Source organism: Oxalobacter aliiformigenes (genome assembly GCF_027116575.1).
In the GTDB taxonomy this organism is placed as follows: Bacteria; Pseudomonadota; Gammaproteobacteria; order Burkholderiales; family Burkholderiaceae_D; genus Oxalobacter; species Oxalobacter aliiformigenes.
Genome location: NZ_CP098252.1, coordinates 1,330,119 through 1,350,962 on the forward strand (window position 1 = coordinate 1,330,119; position 20,844 = coordinate 1,350,962).

The following is a 20,844-nucleotide window of genomic DNA, read 5'->3' on the forward strand; positions in this document are numbered from 1 at the left end:
TTTACTGATTTGTTCCGGAAACAAATACACATAAAACCGCTGTTTTACCTGTCCAAAAACGCTGTCAGGTACAGAAACATCCCGCAGAAGCGCAAAAAAACATAACTGATAATGATACTTGTTATCATTTAATGATCTATAATACTCATTTTTCCGGTCTGAAACAGGTCAGCAGCCAACAGAAGGAATATCGTTGATTCGTTACTGTCGGCAGATGCAATGAAATGGTTCATGTCATGGAGAATGGCTGTTTTTTTCGCTTTACGGTTGCGGATTTTGGTCGATACATTCAAATGGAACAATCCGGCAATCCTTCGGGGATTGCTGTTCGTCTCGCTGGTCGTACTCACGGTACTTTCCATCGCTACCGGAGTACAGGATTTCAGTCTGGCCGGTTTTCTGTCGGGTAACGGTGAGGACCGTTTCATCGGCCTGATCAGCCGGATTCCGCGTACACTGGCGATCATCATCGCCGGAACCGGGCTGTCGATTTCCGGGTTGATCATGCAGACGCTGACCAACAACAAATTCGTTTCCCCCTCGACGGCCGGGACGCTGGCCTGGTGCCGTTTCGGCGTCATGCTGGCGATCCTGTTCGCCGCCGGAGCGCCGACATGGATGCGTGTCAGTGTCGCATTCGTCGCCTCGCTGGCCGGAACATTCTGTTTCATCGGTCTCCTGCAGCATATGCGGTTCAAAAACGTGTTCATGGTACCGCTGGTCGGAATCATGCTCGGCAATGTCGTCAGCGCCATCACGATCTTCATCGCCTACCGGTATGACATCATCCAGAACATCACCTCCTGGCTGCAGGGCAATTTCTCGCTGATCGTGAAAGGCAATTACGAACTGCTCTATCTGGGGCTTCCCTGTGTGGCCATTTCATGGCTGTACGCCAGCCGCTTCACCATCGCCGGCATGGGGGATACCCTGGCGATCAGTCTGGGAGAAAATCCCCACCGTATCATGCTGCTGGGACTGTCGATCGTGGCATTCACCACATCGCTCATCGTCGTCACCGTCGGCAGCATTCCGTTTGTCGGCCTGATCATCCCGAACATCATTTCCATGCTCCGGGGCGACAACCTGAAGGGAACGCTGCCCGATACGGCCCTTTTGGGATCGGTATTCCTCCTTGCCTGCGATCTGGCCGGACGTACGGTCATCAATCCTTACGAAGTCAATATCAGCGTCGTCGTCGGTATCGTCGGCAGTATTGTTTTCCTGGCACTGCTTTTCTGGAGAAAGCGAGCATGAAGTTTTCCGGTCTCCATCTATCCGACAGAAGCAAACTCGTCTGGCTGGCGGTACTTTCCGTCGTCGCCGCCGCCTTTTTCGTTTTCCCGGGGTTAAACGCCGACAATATCGGCTTCTTTTTGCCGCGAAGACTGGAAAAAATCGTGGCCATTCTCGTATCCGCCTGGTGTATCGGCTATACGGCCATCACCTTCCAGACCATCACCGGCAACCGTATCCTGACGCCTTCCGTCATGGGGCTGGATTCCCTGTATCTTTTCATTCAGACCGTCATCATTTTTTTCTTCGGTTCCGGAAAACTGGAAATGATGACCGGGACCGGCAATTTCTTCCTGTCCATCGGATTCATGATCGGGGCAAGCTGCATTCTCTTTCTGACGCTTTTCGGGAAGGAGAGAAAGGGGGTGTATTTCCTCCTGCTGGCAGGGCTGATCATCGGAGCGCTGTTCATGAGTCTGGCCACCTTCATGCAAGTCATGATGGATCCGAACGAGTTCCTGTTTCTGCAGGGGAAAATGTTCGCCAGTTTCAACAACATCAACGTCAGCCTGCTCTGGCTGTGCGTGGCGATCTGTCTGGCCACGGCCGGAATCACCTGGCGCGATTACCGGGAATACGATGTCCTGTCGCTGGGCGCGGAACAGGCTGTCAATCTGGGACTTTCGTACCGTACCGCCGTGCTGAAAAGCCTGATCGTGACGGCCGTACTGGTTTCCATCTCCACGGCGCTGACCGGACCGATCACGTTTTTGGGCATTCTGATCGCCAATCTGTCCCGCCAGCTCATTTCATCGTTCCATCATACCAGAATGGTCCTGGGATCCGTCCTTTTGGGTTGCCTGTTTCTGGTGACCGGACAATGGCTGGTGGAACGCGTGTTTTTCTTCAGCACGACAGTCAGCGTCATCATCAATTTCATCGGTGGCCTGTATTTCATCTATCTGATTTTAAAGGAGGCAAAAGCATGATCGCCACCGAAAAGCTGGGCAAGCGATACGGTGAAAAAACCGTTCTGTCCGGTGTCACCCTCGAGTTGCCGAAAGAAAAAATCATCGCGTTCATCGGTGGAAACGGAACCGGCAAAAGTACGCTGCTCTCGCTGATCACCCGCACGTTGTCCAAATCGGAAGGAAAAGTCATGGTCGACGGCACCGAACTTTCCGACTGGAACAACCGGGAACTGGCCAAAAAACTGTCCATCCTGCGTCAGGCCAACGACCTGAACATTCGCCTGACCATCCGCGAACTGGTTGCGTTCGGCCGTTTTCCCTATACGCGGGGACGCTTGAATGCCGAAGATGAAAAACAGATCGACAGGGCACTCGATTATCTCGGACTCAAACCGCTCGAACACCGCTATCTTGACGAACTGTCCGGCGGCCAGCGGCAAATGGCGTTCATCGCCATGATCATCGCCCAGGACACGGAATACATCTTTCTGGACGAGCCGCTGAACAATCTCGACATGCGGCATTCCGTCCAGATCATGAAAGTTTTGCGCCGTCTGGTCACCGAAGCCGGGAAGACCGTCATGGTCGTGATCCACGACATCAACTTCGTGGTATCGCATGCCGATTACGTCATCGCCCTGAAAGAAGGAAAAGTCATCGCCCAGGGAGACACCGGAACCATCATCCGCCCCGACGTACTGAAAAACATCTATGACATGGATATCAAGGTCGCCGAAATCGATGGCCGCCCCATCTGTCTTTATTACAGCTGAACTCCGTTTTTTTAACCTGGAAAAACATCATGAAAAAGAAACTGCTTTACGCTTTTGCATTCGTTCTGACACTCGGTCTGCTGACCGCCTGCAACAAGCCGTCCGAACCGGCCGGAAATGCGGTACAGGACAAGCCGGGTACAGAAACCTCGCTGACCATCACCCATGAACTGGGAAGCACCACCGTGCCGCGACATCCCAAAAAAGTCGCCGTCTTCGACATGGGGGTGCTGGATATCATGAATGAAATCGGTGCCGACACGCAGGTGGCCGTCCCGAACGATGCCATCACCTCCTGGTTGTCCAAATACAAAAACAAGACCAATATCGGCGGGATCAAGGAACCGGATCTGGAAGGACTCTACAACTACAAGCCGGACATCATTTTCATCAGCGGACGGCAGAAAGCCTATTATTCCGAACTGTCCAAAATCGCACCGACCGTCTATATCCAGATCGAACCGGGCCGCTACATGGCCGATCTTGAAAAGAACGTTACCGATGTCGGCAGAATCTTCGGCAAGGAAGACGTTGCCGCCCGCAAAATGGACGACCTCAAAAAACAGATCGCCAATGCCAGAGCTGTTGCCGCCAACAGCAATGACAAGGCCCTGATCCTGCTGACCAACGACGGCAGCATGAGTGCCTACGGCAAAGGTTCCCGTTTCGGCCTGATCCATGACGTACTGGGCATCAGGGAAGCCGATGAAAATATCAAGGTTTCCATCCACGGCCAGGAAGTCGGCTATGAATACATCGCCAAAATCAATCCCGACATCATCTACGTCGTGGACAGAACGGCTGTCGTAGGCGGCACAAAATTCGCCAGTACCACGCTGGACAATGCACTGGTCAACAGTACCAAAGCCGGCAAGAACAAAAAGATCGTCACGATGGATGCCGAATCCTGGTATCTGACCACCGGTGGACTGACATCCACGGAAAAAATGATAAACGACGCGCTGACCGGCCTGAAAAAATAAGCATGCCCACCGGTGCATTCGGAACGGAAAAACCTGCGCGACGCAGGTTTTTCCGTCTGTAACCGGACGTTTTTTCCACGATCATCCTTCCGCCGGTATATCGGGGAAGCCGTCATAAAAGAAAACGGATGGACAACAGGCGCCGGAGAACCGGATTATTCCGGAAAAAAGGGAACACTTCATGGAACGGAGAGTTCATCGCCAGCCGGGAAAATGGCGACAGCGGGATTATGCCTGACAGGCATGCCGGCTTTTTGCGGTATCGGAAAACAGATTTCCACAATGAAGCACAGCTTGTTCTGGCGACGGAGTGTATTGCCGGGACAGGCGTATACTCGTGTCGTATCTGGCATGATGATGTATCCACGGGATTTGTCGCTTTCCGTTTTCCGGAAACCCCACAAGACAACGCTTCAGGCGGACAGGCCGGACAACCTGAAAGAGCGCCGTAAAACCGGCTTGTCCGAAAGCCTGCCTGAAGGATACGGAGGCAGACCGGCCTGCAATCAAAAGTCACAGATTGCCGGCAGCGTTTTCCGCACCGCTTTCATGACGGGCGAAATCCCGCCTTTCCCTCCTGAAAAAGGGATCGTTCCTGAACAGGGACACCAGATAACCGGAACCCGCCTCGGTCAGATGATCGGTGTCGAAATACAGAATCCGGTCGGCCGAATCGCCGATTCTGGCCAGACATCCCTGTCGGTTGCACAGAAACCGGACCGGCGAAATATAGTGAACCTGCCAGACTTTCGACTGTTCCGACATGGCCTTGTCGATTCTGGCGAATTTTCTTTCTTCCATCCGGATCCTGTCCGGCAAAACGGTATCTTTCTGATAGGTGCGGATCAGTTCTATCGGCAGCTCCCGTTTCCAGACCGGTACCGGCCCGACGACGGCGATATGTTCCATGCCGTTTTTTCTCAGTTCGGCAATCGTATTGTCCAGAGCGGGAAGTGAGTGCCAGAAACCGGCCAGAACGACATAATCGGGCCGGATCCGGGCAAATTCTTTCAGGACTGCCTGATTTTTTTTCAGACATTGCGTCTGTTTTCCCGACAGGATGGCCGGACAGGTATCCCCGGTCCGCTGAAGGATATTGAAACGGTCGCCGAAATTTTGCTCGAACCCCGTCACCAGATGGGCGGCATGGGAATCTCCCCAGATCGCAATCGTCGGTTTTGACGGATGCGACGTCCGGTGGGGGCATTCCCCGTATTTGTCATAGGAATCCTGATGACACCCGTTATAAAAAGCGGGATTGGTTTTGCCTCTTTTTTCCAGAACGTTTTCCAGCGTTCTGGCCATATAAGGCAATGTCGACCGGAATCCGTCCTTTTTGAAAATCACGAAACCGGTGAGGCCAAGACACAGCATGACCGCAAAAAGGCAAACCGTCTTGATATTGCCGTATTTGCCGAAGCGAAGCGGATTCTCGATCAGTTTCGTCGTCAGCCAAGCCAGAAGCACACTGGCCGGAAATGTCGCGATCAGCCACCACAAGGGCGGTTCGTCCCGCAATACGATACGGGCCATGGAAAGAAGCGGCCAGTGCCAGAGATAAAGCGGATAACTGATCAGGCCGAACCAGACCAGAATCCGGCGGGAAAGAATCCGTTTGTTGAACCAGCCATCCTTGCCGGCAGCGATCAGCAAAACGGCCGACAGGACAGGAAACAGGGCCCATGCTCCGGGGTAGCCTTCAGTATCGGTGTTTCTGACAAAAAACACGGAAACCGCCAGCAGCAGTCCCCCGGTCATGGAGAGGATATGGCGGAGTCTTTCATGTTTGCGTAACAGGCCGATAACCGGAACCGGTCCCGAAGAATCCGCTTTCCATATGAACGGGGAAGAACCCGGATGCAGGAAAGCCCACGCCAGCATGGCACCGGCCAGCAATTCCCAGAAACGGGTGAGGGGAGAGAAAAAATCCGCGACTGGATCGATGCGGTAAACATACAGGTTCAGTCCGAAGGAAACCACGGCGAACAGGGCGGAAACGGCAAAAAAATTGAACCGTTTTTTCCAGGCCAGCCAAAGAAGAAGCGGCCAGACGATATAAAACTGTTCCTCGATCCCCAGACTCCAGAGATGCAAAAGCGGTTTGGCTTCGGCTGTCTTGTCGAAATAGCCGCTTTCGAACCAGAGCAGGATATTGGAAATGAACCCGGCACCCCCGGCAACATGTTTGCCCAGCTGGGCATACTCACCGTTCAGCATGAAATAAACGGAAAAAAGACCGTGGCTGAGCAAAAACAGTGCCCCGAACGCGAGACAGGCGACCAGAACTGTAATCAGGACCGGATAAATGCGGCGGATGCGTCGGCTGTAAAACTGCCAGAAAGAAAACGAGCCATTTTCAAGCTGCGTAAAAATAATGGAAGAAATCAGAAAACCGGAAATGACGAAAAAAACATCGACGCCGATGAAACCGCCACGTACGACTTCGGGAAAAGCGTGAAAGAAAAACACCGCGAACACGGCCAGAGCCCGGAGACCGTCAATATCGGGGCGATAACCGGACGATTTGGAATGCGTCTTTTCGGGCGTTGCGGGAGAAGGTGATGACAAGGAAGATTCTGGCGACATGGAAACAGCTGATACACGGTTTTTACAAAAGGCCGGATTATATAACAAGCCCTGAGAGAAACTGTTACCAGGTGTATCCATTTGTAAAAACGAAAAAGCCGGCATGGAGCCGGCTTTTCCGTAAAAGGAAGACTTACTTGATCTTTGCTTCCTTGTAAGGGACATGCTTTCTTGCCTTTGGGTCGAACTTGACAATCTCGATCTTTTCAGGAGTCGTCCGCTTGTTCTTCGTTGTCGTATAAAAATGACCCGTACCCGCAGTCGATTCCAGCTTGATTTTTTCCCTACCTGCCTTAGCCATAACAAAAACCTCTCAAAAAAAAGTCGAAACCCGCTCAGACCTTCTCACCGCGAGCGCGCAAATCAGCCAGAACCGCTTCAATACCCAGCTTGTCGATCACCCGAAGACCGGCATTGGAAACACGCAGGGAAACCCAGCGGTTTTCGGATTCGACAAAAAAGCGGCGGTAATGCAAATTCGGCATGAAACGGCGTCTCGACTTGTTGTGAGCGTGAGAGACCGTATTCCCGGACATGGGTTTCTTCCCCGTTACTTGGCAAACACGAGCCATAAGAACCTCCAGAAAAATAACGAAGCGGGAATTTTACCTGAGCGTATGATGAAACACAAGAAAAAACAGCGACTTGCCAAAATTTATTGTGTCGCAAATCATGTTTTTATGACACATTTTGGGCGAAAAAGGAATAACCGCCTGTTTTTCAAAAGATTTCGAAAAAAACGGTAAAACGGGAAAAGAAAGAAAAATCAGCGGGCCCGGCGTTTCAGTGTGCGCCAGATGATGCTCAGCCAGTCGCCGCCCCGCAAAATCGGGCGTTTGCGGAACACGTCGAAACCGGACGATTCGATTCGTTCAAGAACCCGAAGTCCGCCCTGGACAACCAGTCTGAGTTCCCAGCCGATCCGGCCCGGCAGTTTTTCGGCAAGCGGAGCGCCTGAACGCATCAGTTTCCTTGTCCGTTCCACTTCGAAAGCCATCAGCGACCGCCAGTTTTCGCTGGTTTTCCCGAGCGCGATATCCTCTTGGGTCACGCTGAAAAGCCTCATGTCTTCAAGCGGCAGATAAATCCGGTCTTTTTCCCAATCCAGTGCGACATCCTGCCAGAAATTGATCAGTTGAAGGGATGTGCATATGGCATCCGACATGTGGCTGTTTTCTTCCGTCGCCGCTTCGTAAAGATGCAGCATCAAAAGCCCCACCGGATTCGCCGACCGGCGGCAGTAATCCAGCAAATCGGTATAACTGTCATAGCGCTTGACCGAAATATCCTGCCGGAAGGCTGAAAGCAGGTTCCGGAAAGGTTCAAGAGGCAGCCTGAAATCGCGGATGACACCGGCTAACAGGACAAACAGCTCTCTTTCCGGTTTTTCGTTTCTCTCGATCCTGTCGATCTCATCGGCATAAAATGCCAGTGCCGCCAGTCTTTCGTGTGACGTCAGATCGCCTTCATCCGCAATGTCGTCAGCCGATCGGGCGAAATTGTAGATCGCTTCGACAGGTTGGCGCAGGTGAGGGGGCAGGAGGATGGATGCCACCGGAAAATTTTCGTAATGTTTGACTGCCATTGAATACCAGAGGCTGTTTGAAAGCCGTAATGGTAAAGCAAAAAAGGCGTTTTTAAAAATCCGGCCCCCGGAAAAACCGGAAATAGCCATGAAAATCAAATGTTTCCGGCATTAAAGAACGGGAAAACAGAATGAGTAAAACGAAAAAATATCAGTCAGTTAAATGTCTTATTTCATTAAACGCTTCAAGGCCGGTCATGATTTGCGAAAAAAACGACAGCCATATGGAATCGAACCGGCAAAAGAAAAGGCCGGAAAACCGGCCTGACCGTTATTGAAGCGTATCCGGCGCGGGCATGGCCGCAACGGGAACGGAACAATATGCCTTGAGTGCCCTGAGATCTTTGGCGGCTTCTTCCGTATTGTCCGGACTGATCATGCCGGCCGCTTCGAGAATGTCATCATCACTGCTTTCAAACGTGATCATGAAAGATTCCCCGTTTTTGGTGATGATGAAAGCGCCCAGTATTTTGCCGTCGGACATCTGGAAAACGGGAGGAAGATTGTACTTGCTTTCGAAATTTTTGAAAGCTTCTTCGATTTCAGTTTTGTTCATGAATGTTTTTCCGATAATGAATTGATAAAACGCTTTCCGCGCAAGTGACCGCCACGAAAAACAATGACCGGAAACCGGTCATGAAAACGGCCAATCGTCCCGTCATGACCGTTTACAGGATCAGAAAGCCTTCCTTGCTGTAATAGCCTGCATCCTTGAGCTTTTCGATTTGCTCATCGGTCAGGGGAAATTTTTCCTGCTGTTCATAAAAGCGGAAATCGCATCCGACCTCCTCGACAATCTGGAGATTGAAAACGATATCGGACCCGTCGATATAAAAGCTGAAAGCTTCCTCGGGCAACTCAAAGCCCAGTTCTTCCATAAACGTTCTGGGTACCGGTTTGTCATTATTGTTTTCGGCTTCGCTCATATCAGATCCTTTTCTGTTTCAGTAATCGTGACAGACAACCCAACCGGCGCTGTCTTTGAAATGGAGGCTTATTGTAACCAATTCATGCCCGTACATTCACCTTTTTTTCGCACACCGCAGGCCCGGTCGCGGTTTCATGGCAAGCGATATCTATGACCGGTACCGGAACCGGAAATTCCCTTTCCGGAAAAGATATCCCGGTGACAGGGAATCATTTACGTTCCGGTAAGCGAATAACCAGAGACGGTCTGTAACAGACAGGGAACATCCTGCTGTGCCGTCGGCAGAAAAAATCTGCCGCATCGCGCATTTCGGGTTGTATCCGTATTTCCGGAACCGGTGACGGAAATATCCGATCCCTTTATCGCCAGAACGTTTCCTGCCGGGGAAAACGATTTGTTCATCCATGTCCGACCTGTCGGAACCCGGACGGTTTTTTCATAAAAACAGGAGGAATTTTCCCTCTGATGTCGTCAAAAAATCCTTCTTTGCGACAAATCATCCAAAACAGCGGGAAAAAAGACAATAACTTGTATCTATTCGCCACGAAAGTGTTGACTTACGGTACCATTATACAGAGAGAGATGTTGTGGAATTTCCAGTGTTCCGGACAGACAGAAATTTTCTGCCGCCAGAAAGGTCTGAACGTTGTCCGGATGCCAATCAAAGCCAGGAGTCACAATGGGAACAAACGAATCTTCAAAAGAACAGGCACCCCTAGAGCAACGCAGGATGGATGGACAGAACAATGCCTCGTCCGTCCAGTCTCCGGCCCGGGATCATATCGAAACCAGCGAAAGCAACGAATATTTCGAACAGTACAAAATGAAGGAAGAGGGCATCAAGTCTGTCAAGGCCTGGTCCGACTTCTACGATACGGAAGATTTGCTGGATGTCTATCTTGAAAAACAGGGATATCCTTTCGAGGAACATCCCGAACTGAAAGAAAGCAACGAATATTTCGAACAGTACAAAATGAAGGAACAGGGTACCCGTTCCGTCAATGCCTGGTCGGATTTTTACGATACGGAAGATTTGCTGGATGTCTACCTTGAAAAACAGGGATATCCGACGAATCACGATATAAAAAAAGAAAAATCAGCTGCCTGATTTCAGGTATTTCTCTTGCAGGAACCCATGACAATAGCTGACGGAAGAAAAAATCCGTACCGGATTTTCCCGTAAATCCTTTTCGGGAATTCACCTCGCTATTGAAAACCTCTCGAACGGGAGGTTTTTTATTGCCTATATGGCTGAAAAAGAGAGGATAGATGAACCTGATTCCAGTCAGGTGACCAGAATAGCGTTACCCATGCATGGCCACGACAAAGACATACCCGTAACGGAAGAGTTTTCTTGAGCATGCCGAACGGGAGGGCATGCCATTTTGGCAAACAGTTTCATACCATACCGGATCCGGCCGGTATTTTCCGATCCGGTTTCACGGGAACGATTCTCAAGCATCTGCCCCGGGATACCGGATCAGGACCGCAGAATGGTCGTCTCAAAAACAACACTGGCCGTTTTCATGTGGAACGTTCCTTTCCATGAGACTATAATGGAAGGATTGCGGGGGTAGCTCAATGGCAGAGCAGAAGCTTCCCAAGCTTACGACGCGGGTTCGATTCCCGTCCTCCGCTCCATCCGGTTACATTGGTGTTCATGGTTTTCTTCATCCGGTTGATTGCTGGTCTCTTTCCTTTCGGTAAAAACAGCCAGAACATATCGTTTCAGGAATTTCTTCCACGGAGGAAAACCCGTACGATCAGACATCGGGGCTGCCAGTTGGGCCATACTGAATGGTTTCAGGGAAGGTGTTCGGCCGGCGAAAACGGATCGGACACCGTATAAAGCGACACGGAGCATTTCAATGATGTTTCACGGAAAAGTTCGCTGCAATACCCGCAAAATGCCCGCTATTTGGAAAATTGCCAAAACGTTCGCTTTGCCGAAATAAACCCTGTACAGAAGAATCGTTCCGTTTTTCAAGGACCTTCCCGGCTTTCAGCACAGTTGTGGCAATAGATGCTTTACAGATGGCAATCGACGAAGGATTTATCCCTCCGGCACATTGCCATGGCTGATCGAAGTTTTTTCATACTGTCATATTTCACCGTGATATGACGGTGCGGCCGACACGATATACAGGCAGGAATGCTGCAATCATGCCCTGATCAACATACGACCGACTTCGTGAAATATGATTGGTCCCGCCCGTTTGCATGACGGGGTCGTGGAAAAACAGGACAAAAACGTATCCGCCATGCGGCCAGAACCGGATATTTTCCGGAAGATATGCGATGCCTGTCTTGTCTTTTTGAGAAATGTTTCTTGTAAAATCAACAGGTTATTGGTGCGAGGGAGGGGACTCGAACCCCTACACCGCAATGGCGTCAGGACCTAAACCTGGTGCGTCTACCAATTTCGCCACCCTCGCAAGCGATCAGAGCACGCAATTTTACTTCATTTTTCCCGGGTTTTGTGCGATGTCGTGCCGGACATCTCGTCTCGTGTGACATCCTTTCCGGAAAATTGAGTTGGTTTCATCATGTTTTTTTCCGCGGTTTCTTCCTGTCAGTTTTTGACGGTTTTGTCCAACCTTGTTCTGTACGGACAGGTTGCTACATTCGTCCGTTGCGATTTCTTGCACGGAAAGCGATATGGCAGACAAGGGCCGGCGACAACCGAACGGTTTTCCGTCCATAAACGGGCGGATCTTTATGGTACGAATTGCCGACCGTTTTCGTCCGGATGCTCATCCGTGCACTCCGGCAGATGATTTGGTCAACATCATACGTTCTCCGGATACCGGCTGACGAAACACTCCGCATCGTCCATGTAGCCACTGGCATAAAAAAGCCGTTCATCAGATACCCGAACCGGAACCGCCTGTCACTGCTTTCCTTGCAGGTAAAAACTGTTTTTCCGATCCGCACGCCCTCCAGATCGTGCCGTCCTGTTCGATTATAGCGGGCGACGAAAAAACGATTCATTTTCAGTAACCGGACTGTCGGGAATTGTTTTTCTTTCCATCCGGGATGTGCCGGCAAAACTGTACCCTGATGCATAAAGCGCATGAAGGTGGAAAAACAGCAGGATGCAAGGTGTCATGGCATTTAACAGCTATGTCGTAAATTACAAACACACGACGTTTCATTTTCATGAAATCGGGATGGTCCGCTTCAACGGTGATCACCGGCTTGTCGTCGGAAATACGAACGGCACGATTGAATGTCGCCAGTCAGGAAAAAGGATGCACAGACAGCCGGAACGGTTATCGACCGGGAGGGACTGCTGCTGTCCGGACAGAGAAGATGTCGTTTTCCTTCAGATTTCAGTTCGAAAAGCCGGCCGGATAACGGACATGTCTGTCAGATATCCTTTCTTCTTTTTCTTTCCAGCGTTCCGGCATGCTGCTTGCGTTCCTGCGGTGTTTCGCCCCATTGCGAATAGCATATCGCCGCACGTTGTGCACGGTCGGGGAAACGCCCGGATTTTGAAAGCGTCATTTCGGCAATACAACGCGAAATGAACTGCTGTTTCGTTTCATTTTTTCTTGGACGAGGTAAAGGCATGAATTTTCTCCCGTATGTATCGGTTCAGTGCCCCGCCTGTTCTGCGGAATCGTTTTTCAAGGTATCCGTCGAATCGACGGCATTTTCCGTTTTCTGTTGTCGGGCTGCCACCGCTTCGCCTTTTCCGATCTCCTCATTTTCACAAGGATATACCGGTTTTCGCGAGTGGTATCGCTGTGGTTCGTTACTGTTGCCGTCCCCGTATGCCGGAACCGTTTCACCTTTCCGATCTCCAGAGTACGGACACGCACAAGGATTCGTGGTGACAGGTATAAACGTCTCCGGATGGAATACCAGGATACCATCAGAGCGGAAAAACAGCCGGAAGTTTTGCCGTGTTCGTCGTTACACGGTGACAACAGGCACGACCCTGCCGTTTTCCACTACCACCATTCGTATCCTTCATCAAAATCGGCGAGATCGGGAAGGGCATCTTCGCCATCCCGTACCCGTTTATAAAGATTGACATTGCCGAACAGATCGGAAACCGGTGGTTCATCCGTTTTTTTCCTTGCCAGCATTTGCATTTTCCGTGCGACAATCGTCGTCACTCGATGCCGGTTTCCGTTTCTGTCTTCATATTGCCGGTTCCGGATCCTGCCTTCGATATAGACCGGCATGTCCTGATGGACATATTGCAGGACGATTTCTCCCAGATGACCGAAAAAAATGACATGGTGTTTTTCTGTCTCACCAGCGGAAACGGTCTCAAGCTGGAGATTGACCATCATGGTACCGTTTTCCAGAACCCTGAAATCCGGAACGGTGGTGACCGTTCCCATCAGAATCACCTTGTTGACCGATGCCATTTCTCTCGCCATCCATTCCGTTCGATACGGAATAGGACGGGAAGGAAGATGTCATGTTTCCTGCAGGGCAAACGAAAAAAGGATTACTTGCACCGGAATTGAGCGATATCGCTTCATGACGGAAAAATTCTCGCCAGAATGGGGCATTTTCAGCCATGCAAGAAAATCATGTTTTCCAATCTGTACAAATATGCCTTTGTCACCGCACTGGCCGGATGGTTTATGACCGCTTTCAGCATTTCTGATCAACGAACTGGAAAACCGGAAGCGGATCGACAAAACGGGAATCGCCGTTATTGGGGAACTGGATGAAGCCGTTGGATTTTTCAGATCGGCCGTCTATACCACCGGGACGAAAATTCCGAAGCCCGTCAGTCCGGAAATCATGGACAGGGACAAGGCAGAAAGCGATTTCACGGGAGAAGCACTGAAAAAATGAACGAAAAAACGATAAACCGGAAGTGACGACCCGATTCCCGGAAAAGGCTGCTTGTCCACCCCGGGATCTTTCGGGCGGGAAAACGGCCTGTTTTTTTCGATGAATGCATCAGGCTGAACTGGCACGTTATATGCTTTATCATGGACAACAGAATCGTGTTTCATGTTGCGAACACTGTTTTGTTCTTTCCCTGAGTGTTGGGGCCGGGCGACGCCCGGCCTTCTTTTCGATCAGCCGGCAGGATCAGTATTCCGACTTCCAGTCCGTTCCCTGATTCCAGCGGGATTCCCAATGTTTCAGATAGCGTTTCGCGATGACCGGATCGTTCCAGATCACGACCACATTCTCGCTGTTGTGTCTGGCTGCCGATTTGCTGTAGTTGAAACTGCCGGTCTCAACATGCCTTCCGTCTACCACAATATACTTGTCATGATGAATGCGATATTTCGAAACCGTGCGCAAGGGAATATTCGCATTGACCATCAGGTTCATGGCCGCCTTGCTTGCCTTGGAACGGTTGCCTTTTTCATCGACTACGATTTTGACGTCCACCCCGCGTTTTTTGGCAGCGAGCAGACTTTTCATGACCGGCGGGGATGTAAAGGCGTAAGCGGCAAGACGAAGGTTTTCCTTCGATGAATCAATCACCTTCAGGATCAGTGCTTCGGCCCTGTCATCAGGAGAAAATGCGCTTTCGATAACGGTTTGTGCATGAAGCCGGGCCGAAAAAAGCACGATCAGCCCGAACAGGAAAAAACGATGGAGTCTTCTTGTCATTTGACCAAATCCGGATAAAAAATGAACGGGACCGTTATTATATCCGTATGTATCTCTCAGGAAACAATATCGGTTATTTCCACAAAGATAACTGCCTCCAAAAAGTCCTCAGTACTGCAATGATCCGATGAGTCTCAATGGTTCCATGCAACGAACGGCTTCGCAAATATCACCCGAACAACGGTTCATTTTTTTCTGCTAGAACAATAATTTCGCATCATGCTATCGCCTAGGGCCAGCAAAAACATCATTCTGTAATGGCGCATGCTCAGATGCCTCATCGGGCGCATCTCGTTTTTCAGTTTGCTTTTGCATGCTTGGATTTCTGAGGGATTGTCCTTGATATAGGCACCTTTGAGTTTTTTCCAGAGCGCATCGATCAGTTGTCCGTGAATTGCCCAATACAGGCCACTGCCATCGGGAGCCTGTGACATGAAGATCTTGATCGTCTCCAGTCCCAGATCGGTCGTTCCGTTATCTCCCGTTTCCTCTGTCACATCAGCATTGGCCGGTTTCTTTCGGTCAGGCTTGTCATGCGGCGATGGGGAAGTCATCAGGCTGCCTTCTCTGACACGATAAAAATACAGGGAATCATTGACGACAATCCCCGTCTTCAGATTGGACGCCACTTCAGCAAAATATCTGACATCTTCTCCCGTTCTCAGGCGGGCATCAAAACGGAAAGAACGTACAGCACGGGCAGAAAACAGTTTGTTGAACAGGGATTTCTTCTTGCTCTTGTATTTTCTCCATCCATTCAATCCCAAATATTGTTCCAGCACACCAGTCTGATCAAGTTTTTCAGCTGGAATGAAAAATTTTCTTTCCACTGGTGTTTCGCCGTCCCGGAATGTAATCGTATTGCACAGGGAATAATCAGCATTGTAATCAACCACGGCGGATACCAGTTTTTCGAGAAAAAACGGAGAAACAAAATCATCACTGTCTATAAAAGCGATAAAATCAAATGTTCCATCTTCTTCTATCTTGTCCAGTGCAGTATTCCTGGCACTTGAAACGCCGCCATTTGGTTTGTGAATGACTCTGAAACGACTGTCCCGCAGGGCGTAATCATCACAGATACTTCCTGATCTGTCCGTTGATCCGTCATCGACAAGAAACGCTATGAAATTTTCATGTGTCTGTTTTAAAACACTGTCAAGACATTCCTGAATATAGCGTTCTACTTGATAAACCGGAATGACGATTGCGATACGGATGGAAGACATTTCTGGAAGTGAAAATAACCTGGTCTGAAAACGGGCCAGAACAGTCATGATCAAAGAAACCTTCTGCAAAATAAAATACTTTCCAAAAGGAACAACCTTAATATTATGACAGATTTTAATTTTTTTAACATGATTTCTTGCCGGTTGTTTTTCCCGTTATCAACCATCCGGCATGAATTTTCGTCCCGTATTGACGGAATGTTCGATACGTTCGAGCCATTCATCATCCATCTTCAGCAGAAATTCGACCTTGACGTTTCCAGAATCCGGAATACTATGGACGGGTATGATCATGCTTTCTTTTGAAAGCGGGGCGACATCGGCATAATACGGAACCGATCCGTCTATCCCTTTCGTAAACGCCATCACCCCGACGGGGGAAGCCGTTTTGTTGTTGATTTCGTAATTCAGAAACATGCCGTTTTCATCGTCCATCCGTTGCCAGTCCCCCTGCGGACCGGACGGAACCGATGCCGGATCGACCGCAGCTTTTCTCCCGATTCCGGTGAATCTGACCGGAAATTCACGGTCGCTGTAACTTTTCCTCAAATCCGAGCCGCGGTATCCGTCAAGATTGTTCCAGCCCTGATCACGGACCGCTTCCAGATTCTGTTCATCGACTTTTTTCTCGACATATCCGAAAACCTGCCAGAGATACCAGGCGAGGGGAATGATACCCGTCAGGATGACAGCCACAAGAGCCGTCATACCGTAGTTGAAAGGAATGTCTTTCAGGGATTTGCAAATCCTTCCATGCGTGTCATGGGATGAAACCGAAAGGATTTTCGATGAATCGAACGTGTCGCCGTTCACCCGCAGCAACAGATTGATTTCCTGCTTTTTGTGAATGCGCTCGATGCGGATGACCGGGCCGTCAAGCGTCACACCGGGAAGATTGGTGGCGACGACCTCGGCACTGATGGAAGGGGCGAGTTCCACTTCCACGTTTTCCTCCACCTGATTGCCGCGATTGCAAATGACAAGCTGGAAAACAGCCCCATCCTGATGGCCGGACGCTTTCTGGAAAAGAACCGGTGCCGTGGCATACAGCTGGCGGATGTGATAAAGCCAGGCGATCAGGGAGGAAACCAGAACGATCGTCACACCTGCCGCGATATTTTCAAGAATTTCCATACCCGTTCCCAGTAAGATCGACAGTGAAAGGCAACCGCCTGTTGCAACGGTTCCACCATTCTCGCGTCAGAAGAAAAAAACGGTCTTGAGTGTTCTCAAAGGAAGCATGCCGGTTCACGGTAACGGATACAGGCAAAATGAAACGGTGTATTGGCGATATTCTGACAATGTGCCGGTATCCGGGAAAAGGCTTTCAGGAAAACAGGTTTGTTTTCCCGTCAGAAATATTCACAACTTCCCTATCCGGAAAAAACGTTGTGGAATAATGATTCATACGGACGATGAAAAGGGATATTTTCCCTCCGGGCAATGCGGAACGAACAAAAAAACAGCACCGGTATCAACCGGTTCATTCTTATCGGATTTCTCCCTCTATACAAAGGTTGTTCACATACTTGTCCACAGCAGAAGTGGACAAGTATGAATGACAATCCTTCATAAAAATGGAAGAACGCATAAACGATATGCCGCTTTTCCGAAAAAGCGAACGATTCCGCAGTCGGGGTCAGACCATCACGCGGTGGGCATGCTCACGTCAGTTCCGTTTTCTCCTGTTTCTGTCTGTTCAGAACCAGTATCAGCTCATTGCGGAGCACATAAAGCCTTTCGATGACAGACCGGACTTCCCGGGCACGTGCATTCTGTCCGTTTTCCAGCAGTTTTTCTTCCCGTTTCATCAGCCCGTTGATCGACTGGACCAGGGCACTGATACTGATTTCAAGCCCTTCCACTATCATTGCATGGTCAGTCATCGTAATCACTTTTTCCTTCCTGGCTGTCTCCTTCTTCCGATTGTTCTTCAGCCATGTACCATATCGCCTCGTTCAGTATTTTCTTCATCAGTGTGAAAACCTCATCCTTGTCATCTTTCATCAGAGCAACAGCCACTTCGGCGAATTCGCTGTCCGTTGTGCACCGCAAAATGAAATCGCCGACACTGTCAGCGATTTCACGGCTGGTACATATCGAATTCCGGATAATCTCGAAGTGAATATTGGTCAGTCTTTCCTTCATATCCAAATTAGTCCCATCCTGATTCAGTCAATCATCAGAGCCTTCCTTTCCGAAAAGAAACGGCTCTTCATTTAAACCAAAAGTTACAACTTCTGCATCCGAATGTTACAGCATAAAGTAACTGTCTACAACTCTAAGTTGCAATAAAAAGAAAATCTGATGAATTGCTTGCCAAGACCATTATTAGACTTCAGCTGCATCGAAAGTGCGGGATCCCCAGGCAGAAGATGAACGGAATTTGTGAAAAAACGGATTGCCGGGGGTTTCCCCCCCCCGGTCATGAATCTGGCAGAGATTTTACAATTTTCGGATATATAAATATATAATCTTTCTGTGCTGAAACATTTAAAAATACAGATATGGAGTATATAAATATCAACTTGCGCAAAATTGCTAAAAATCAACAGGAAGTCTTAAAGAAACGATGATCCTCTTCGGATCCCTGCAAAACATGCCGGATCATCATGATCAAAAACAGAAAAAACCGTACAAAGGTGCCTGAAGTGGTAAAAAAGTCTGTCGTGCAGATATGTGTGAACCGGATGAATCTCTCGTGCCCTGGCGAAAAAAGCGCTGTTCGGTAAAATCACCGGATAGCGTCAGGATTCTTTTTTTTCGATCGATTGCCAGAGAATCTCGATATAGCGATTGATCAGCGAACGCTGTTCCTCGGAAAACCGGCTGAACTGTTCCCTTGTCACCGAAAAAGGCCAGTCATCCTGTTTTTCCCGCTGGACCACGACATAATCCGGTGTTTCCTGTTCGACAGAAAACGTATCGGAAACGGATGTCGTTATACCGAACTGGATATAGGCCGGCGACACTCCCAGCACATCGGCCAGTCGCCGCAAAGTGGCACCCCGTGGAACGGTTTTGGCTTTTTCCCATTTCTGCACGGCCTGCGGTGTGACACCGACTTTCCGTGCCAGCTCGGACTGGCTGATATTTTTGCCGTGTCGGCAATCTTCGATTCTTTTGGCAATTTTATCCATGGAAAAACAGACAGACCCTCATGCAAAAAGGGATTGGTGAACATTTCTGCATATTGTATTACCAAACCGGACTCATCCATTAAAATAAGTGTAACCTGAATACAATTCGGGATCCGTTTCATGATGCGTTCCCAATCCCGGACGGAAAAAATACCCGTTACCGTTTTGCTGCATCGCTTCCGCTTTGCCGATATGGAACCATCAGGCCGGCTGGCGGGAACCGGATTCATCCATGATATCGCCGCGACGTACACCACGACACCCGGCTGACGAAAGAAACAGTCCCGTTCTTTTCCACATGCGGGCCGGTTGGGAATCGTACGGGAAAATACGGGACCGACAGGCAAGACGTTATTCGGGACAAGCCTTTTCTTGCATTGTCGCCAGCCGGAAAGCTGTCCGACAGACCAGACGATCTGTTTATTGCAGGGCTACCTGCGACTTGCCCGGCTTCGGATTGATGACAGTCTGTTTCAAATGGCCGGTTGCTTCTTTCAATGTACCGGTATTGACCGAATGGTCGATCCGGTCAAGCCACTCGTCATTCAGTCGGAACATGAATTCCGTCCTGACGATTCCCGAGGCGGGAACCGTTTTCACCGGAATGAAAATAGTTTCTTTCGAGAGGGGACTGACATTCCTGTAGAAGGGCATGGCATTGCGGACACCTTTTCTGAATGCCAGAACCCCCAGATCGGATGCCGTCTTGTTGTTGATTTCGTATTTCAGAAGCACGCTTTTCTTTTCGTCAAGCTGGTTCCAGATATCTTTCAACCCGGCGGGTATGGCTGTCCCGCTGTAATCGGCTTTCTTTTTGATACCGACCAGCCTGACGGGAAATTCGTTATCGCTGTAACTTTGCCGGAGATCGGATTCCTGATAATCATCCAGATTGCTCCAGCCCTGATTGCTGACGGCTTTCAGGTTTTTCTCCTCGAATCTGTCGTCAATATATTCGACGACCTGTCCTGCATAGTAAAGAATGGGAAAAATCCCGATCAGGACACTGACGACCAGCGCGCTGATCCCGTAATTGAAAGGAATATCACGCGGGGATTTGCAGATTTTTCCGGTTGTCTCATTGGACGACACCGACAGGATTTTCGAAAAATCGAATCTGGCGTTCTTTACCCGAAGCAGCAAATTGACTTCCTGTTTTTTATGGATGCGCTCTATCCGGATGACCGAATTTTCCAGTACCACACCGGACAGGTTGGCGGCGACGATTTCAGCCGAAACGGAAGGGTCCAGCTCGACCCTGACATTTTCCTCGACCTGATTGCCACGATTGGAAACGATGATCTGGTAAATCGCGTCATCCTTGCCTTCGGAGGCATTCTGGAAGAGAACGGGTGCCGTCGCATAAAGCTGCCGGATATGATACAGCCAGGCGATCAGGGAAGACACCAGGACGATAACGGTACCGACGGAAATTTCTTCAATAATATCGATAAGCATTTGCTGACAAACCGTAAAGGAGGAATAACGTTTTTTCCGTTCCGGAACCGGCATACCGCCATTTATCCGGACAATCCCGCAAATGGTATGTCCGGCAGACAGGCCAGCCATATGTACCGGTTCACATGAAATGCAGGAACTTTTCATGGCAATGAGAAACTCTGCCGGTCATTTTTCCTGTACAACGTCATTTTGCCAACAATATGGGAAAAATACCAATTGTCCCGGAAAAACAGGGGAAAACTGTTTTGTCCCATTCAGGCTTTTGTCGAAGTGCTTCACAGGATTTTTTCCCTGAAGCGGCAAGCGAAAAAAGAACACATAAACCGTCGCCAAAAAGCATATTCTGCCGTTGGT

23 protein-coding genes and 2 tRNA genes are annotated in these 20,844 nt (G+C 49.6%); 7 read left to right on the forward strand and 18 right to left on the reverse strand.

Translation table 11 applies throughout. The features are described 5' to 3' along the window. The first annotated feature begins 219 nt into the window (after positions 1–219). Genes NB647_RS06215 through NB647_RS06230 form a run of 4 tightly spaced genes read left to right on the forward strand, consistent with a single transcriptional unit; the run spans position 220 to position 3,963 of the window. Positions 220–1,257, forward strand: coding sequence for an ABC transporter permease (locus NB647_RS06215; protein WP_269263742.1), 1,038 nt, complete (start codon positions 220–222; stop codon positions 1,255–1,257). Next, positions 1,254–2,225 (forward strand): iron chelate uptake ABC transporter family permease subunit, encoded by a 972-nt coding sequence (locus NB647_RS06220; protein ID WP_269263743.1) that lies wholly within the window; start codon positions 1,254–1,256, stop codon positions 2,223–2,225. Before NB647_RS06215 ends, NB647_RS06220 begins: the two co-directional genes overlap by 4 nt. Then, positions 2,222–2,980 carry an iron ABC transporter ATP-binding protein gene (locus tag NB647_RS06225; RefSeq protein WP_269263744.1) on the forward strand — a complete coding sequence of 253 codons (759 nt, stop codon included), beginning with the start codon at positions 2,222–2,224 and terminating at the stop codon, positions 2,978–2,980. The genes NB647_RS06220 and NB647_RS06225 overlap by 4 nt, the downstream gene beginning before the upstream one ends. A 29-nt stretch (positions 2,981–3,009) precedes the next feature. Further along, positions 3,010–3,963: a siderophore ABC transporter substrate-binding protein gene (locus NB647_RS06230; protein WP_269282445.1), complete on the forward strand. Its 954-nt coding sequence runs from the start codon at positions 3,010–3,012 to the stop codon at positions 3,961–3,963. A gap of 179 nt (positions 3,964–4,142) precedes the next feature. Here NB647_RS06230 and NB647_RS06235 read toward each other — a convergent pair whose 3' ends face one another. The 7 genes from NB647_RS06235 to NB647_RS06265 form a co-directional block, all read right to left on the reverse strand. Beyond that, positions 4,143–4,316: a hypothetical protein gene (locus tag NB647_RS06235; RefSeq protein ID WP_269263746.1), complete on the reverse strand. Its 174-nt coding sequence runs from the start codon at positions 4,314–4,316 to the stop codon at positions 4,143–4,145. Positions 4,317–4,476: 160 nt separating this feature from the next. Next, the gene (locus NB647_RS06240; protein WP_269263747.1) at positions 4,477–6,549 is read right to left on the reverse strand and encodes an acyltransferase family protein; all 2,073 of its coding nucleotides are present in this window, start codon (positions 6,547–6,549) and stop codon (positions 4,477–4,479) included. A 133-nt stretch (positions 6,550–6,682) separates the two neighbouring features. Beyond that, the gene (rpmG, locus tag NB647_RS06245; protein WP_269263748.1) at positions 6,683–6,850 is read right to left on the reverse strand and encodes a 50S ribosomal protein L33; all 168 of its coding nucleotides are present in this window, start codon (positions 6,848–6,850) and stop codon (positions 6,683–6,685) included. A 34-nt stretch (positions 6,851–6,884) separates the two neighbouring features. Continuing rightward, entirely contained in the window at positions 6,885–7,121 is a 237-nt protein-coding gene (rpmB, locus tag NB647_RS06250; protein ID WP_269263749.1) for a 50S ribosomal protein L28, read from the reverse strand. Positions 7,122–7,315: 194 nt separating this feature from the next. Beyond that, on the reverse strand, positions 7,316–8,134 hold the full coding sequence (gene hpnC, locus NB647_RS06255; protein ID WP_269282447.1) for a squalene synthase HpnC: 819 nt from the start codon (positions 8,132–8,134) through the stop codon (positions 7,316–7,318). Positions 8,135–8,405: 271 nt separating this feature from the next. Then, entirely contained in the window at positions 8,406–8,690 is a 285-nt protein-coding gene (locus tag NB647_RS06260) for a hypothetical protein (RefSeq protein ID WP_269263751.1), read from the reverse strand. 112 nt (positions 8,691–8,802) lie between these two features. Beyond that, positions 8,803–9,060: a hypothetical protein gene (locus NB647_RS06265; RefSeq protein ID WP_269263752.1), complete on the reverse strand. Its 258-nt coding sequence runs from the start codon at positions 9,058–9,060 to the stop codon at positions 8,803–8,805. Positions 9,061–9,741: 681 nt separating this feature from the next. Here NB647_RS06265 and NB647_RS06270 point away from each other — a divergent pair. Then, positions 9,742–10,170, forward strand: coding sequence for a hypothetical protein (locus tag NB647_RS06270; RefSeq protein ID WP_269263753.1), 429 nt, complete (start codon positions 9,742–9,744; stop codon positions 10,168–10,170). Between the two features lie 459 nt (positions 10,171–10,629). After that, positions 10,630–10,703, forward strand: a tRNA-Gly gene (locus NB647_RS06275). A 708-nt stretch (positions 10,704–11,411) separates the two neighbouring features. Here NB647_RS06275 and NB647_RS06280 read toward each other — a convergent pair. The 10 genes from NB647_RS06280 to NB647_RS06325 form a co-directional block, all read right to left on the reverse strand. After that, positions 11,412–11,497: transfer RNA gene (locus NB647_RS06280), tRNA-Leu, on the reverse strand. 934 nt (positions 11,498–12,431) lie between these two features. After that, complete coding sequence (locus tag NB647_RS06285; protein WP_269263758.1) at positions 12,432–12,635, reverse strand: hypothetical protein; 204 nt, start codon at positions 12,633–12,635, stop codon at positions 12,432–12,434. Between the two features lie 383 nt (positions 12,636–13,018). Beyond that, on the reverse strand, positions 13,019–13,456 hold the full coding sequence (locus tag NB647_RS06290; RefSeq protein ID WP_269282449.1) for a single-stranded DNA-binding protein: 438 nt from the start codon (positions 13,454–13,456) through the stop codon (positions 13,019–13,021). Between the two features lie 327 nt (positions 13,457–13,783). After that, on the reverse strand, positions 13,784–14,047 hold the full coding sequence (locus NB647_RS06295) for a hypothetical protein (protein WP_269282451.1): 264 nt from the start codon (positions 14,045–14,047) through the stop codon (positions 13,784–13,786). A 79-nt stretch (positions 14,048–14,126) separates the two neighbouring features. Continuing rightward, the gene (locus tag NB647_RS06300; protein ID WP_269263760.1) at positions 14,127–14,660 is read right to left on the reverse strand and encodes a phospholipase D family nuclease; all 534 of its coding nucleotides are present in this window, start codon (positions 14,658–14,660) and stop codon (positions 14,127–14,129) included. Positions 14,661–14,845: 185 nt separating this feature from the next. Beyond that, on the reverse strand, positions 14,846–15,889 hold the full coding sequence (locus NB647_RS06305) for a glycosyltransferase family 2 protein (protein WP_269282453.1): 1,044 nt from the start codon (positions 15,887–15,889) through the stop codon (positions 14,846–14,848). 159 nt (positions 15,890–16,048) lie between these two features. Then, positions 16,049–17,023 (reverse strand): hypothetical protein, encoded by a 975-nt coding sequence (locus NB647_RS06310; RefSeq protein ID WP_269282455.1) that lies wholly within the window; start codon positions 17,021–17,023, stop codon positions 16,049–16,051. Between the two features lie 530 nt (positions 17,024–17,553). Beyond that, positions 17,554–17,775 carry a hypothetical protein gene (locus NB647_RS06315; protein WP_269265826.1) on the reverse strand — a complete coding sequence of 74 codons (222 nt, stop codon included), beginning with the start codon at positions 17,773–17,775 and terminating at the stop codon, positions 17,554–17,556. Then, positions 17,768–18,037, reverse strand: coding sequence for a hypothetical protein (locus NB647_RS06320; RefSeq protein ID WP_269265827.1), 270 nt, complete (start codon positions 18,035–18,037; stop codon positions 17,768–17,770). The genes NB647_RS06315 and NB647_RS06320 overlap by 8 nt, the downstream gene beginning before the upstream one ends. Before the next feature lie 599 nt (positions 18,038–18,636). Next, on the reverse strand, positions 18,637–19,029 hold the full coding sequence (locus tag NB647_RS06325) for a helix-turn-helix domain-containing protein (protein WP_269281762.1): 393 nt from the start codon (positions 19,027–19,029) through the stop codon (positions 18,637–18,639). Between the two features lie 120 nt (positions 19,030–19,149). Here NB647_RS06325 and NB647_RS06330 point away from each other — a divergent pair, with 120 nt between their 5' ends. Then, positions 19,150–19,299 carry a hypothetical protein gene (locus NB647_RS06330; protein WP_269263764.1) on the forward strand — a complete coding sequence of 50 codons (150 nt, stop codon included), beginning with the start codon at positions 19,150–19,152 and terminating at the stop codon, positions 19,297–19,299. A gap of 150 nt (positions 19,300–19,449) precedes the next feature. Here the strand turns inward: NB647_RS06330 and NB647_RS06335 are convergent, their stop codons facing one another. Next, the gene (locus NB647_RS06335; protein ID WP_269282456.1) at positions 19,450–20,598 is read right to left on the reverse strand and encodes a hypothetical protein; all 1,149 of its coding nucleotides are present in this window, start codon (positions 20,596–20,598) and stop codon (positions 19,450–19,452) included. Positions 20,599–20,844 lie beyond the last annotated feature (246 nt).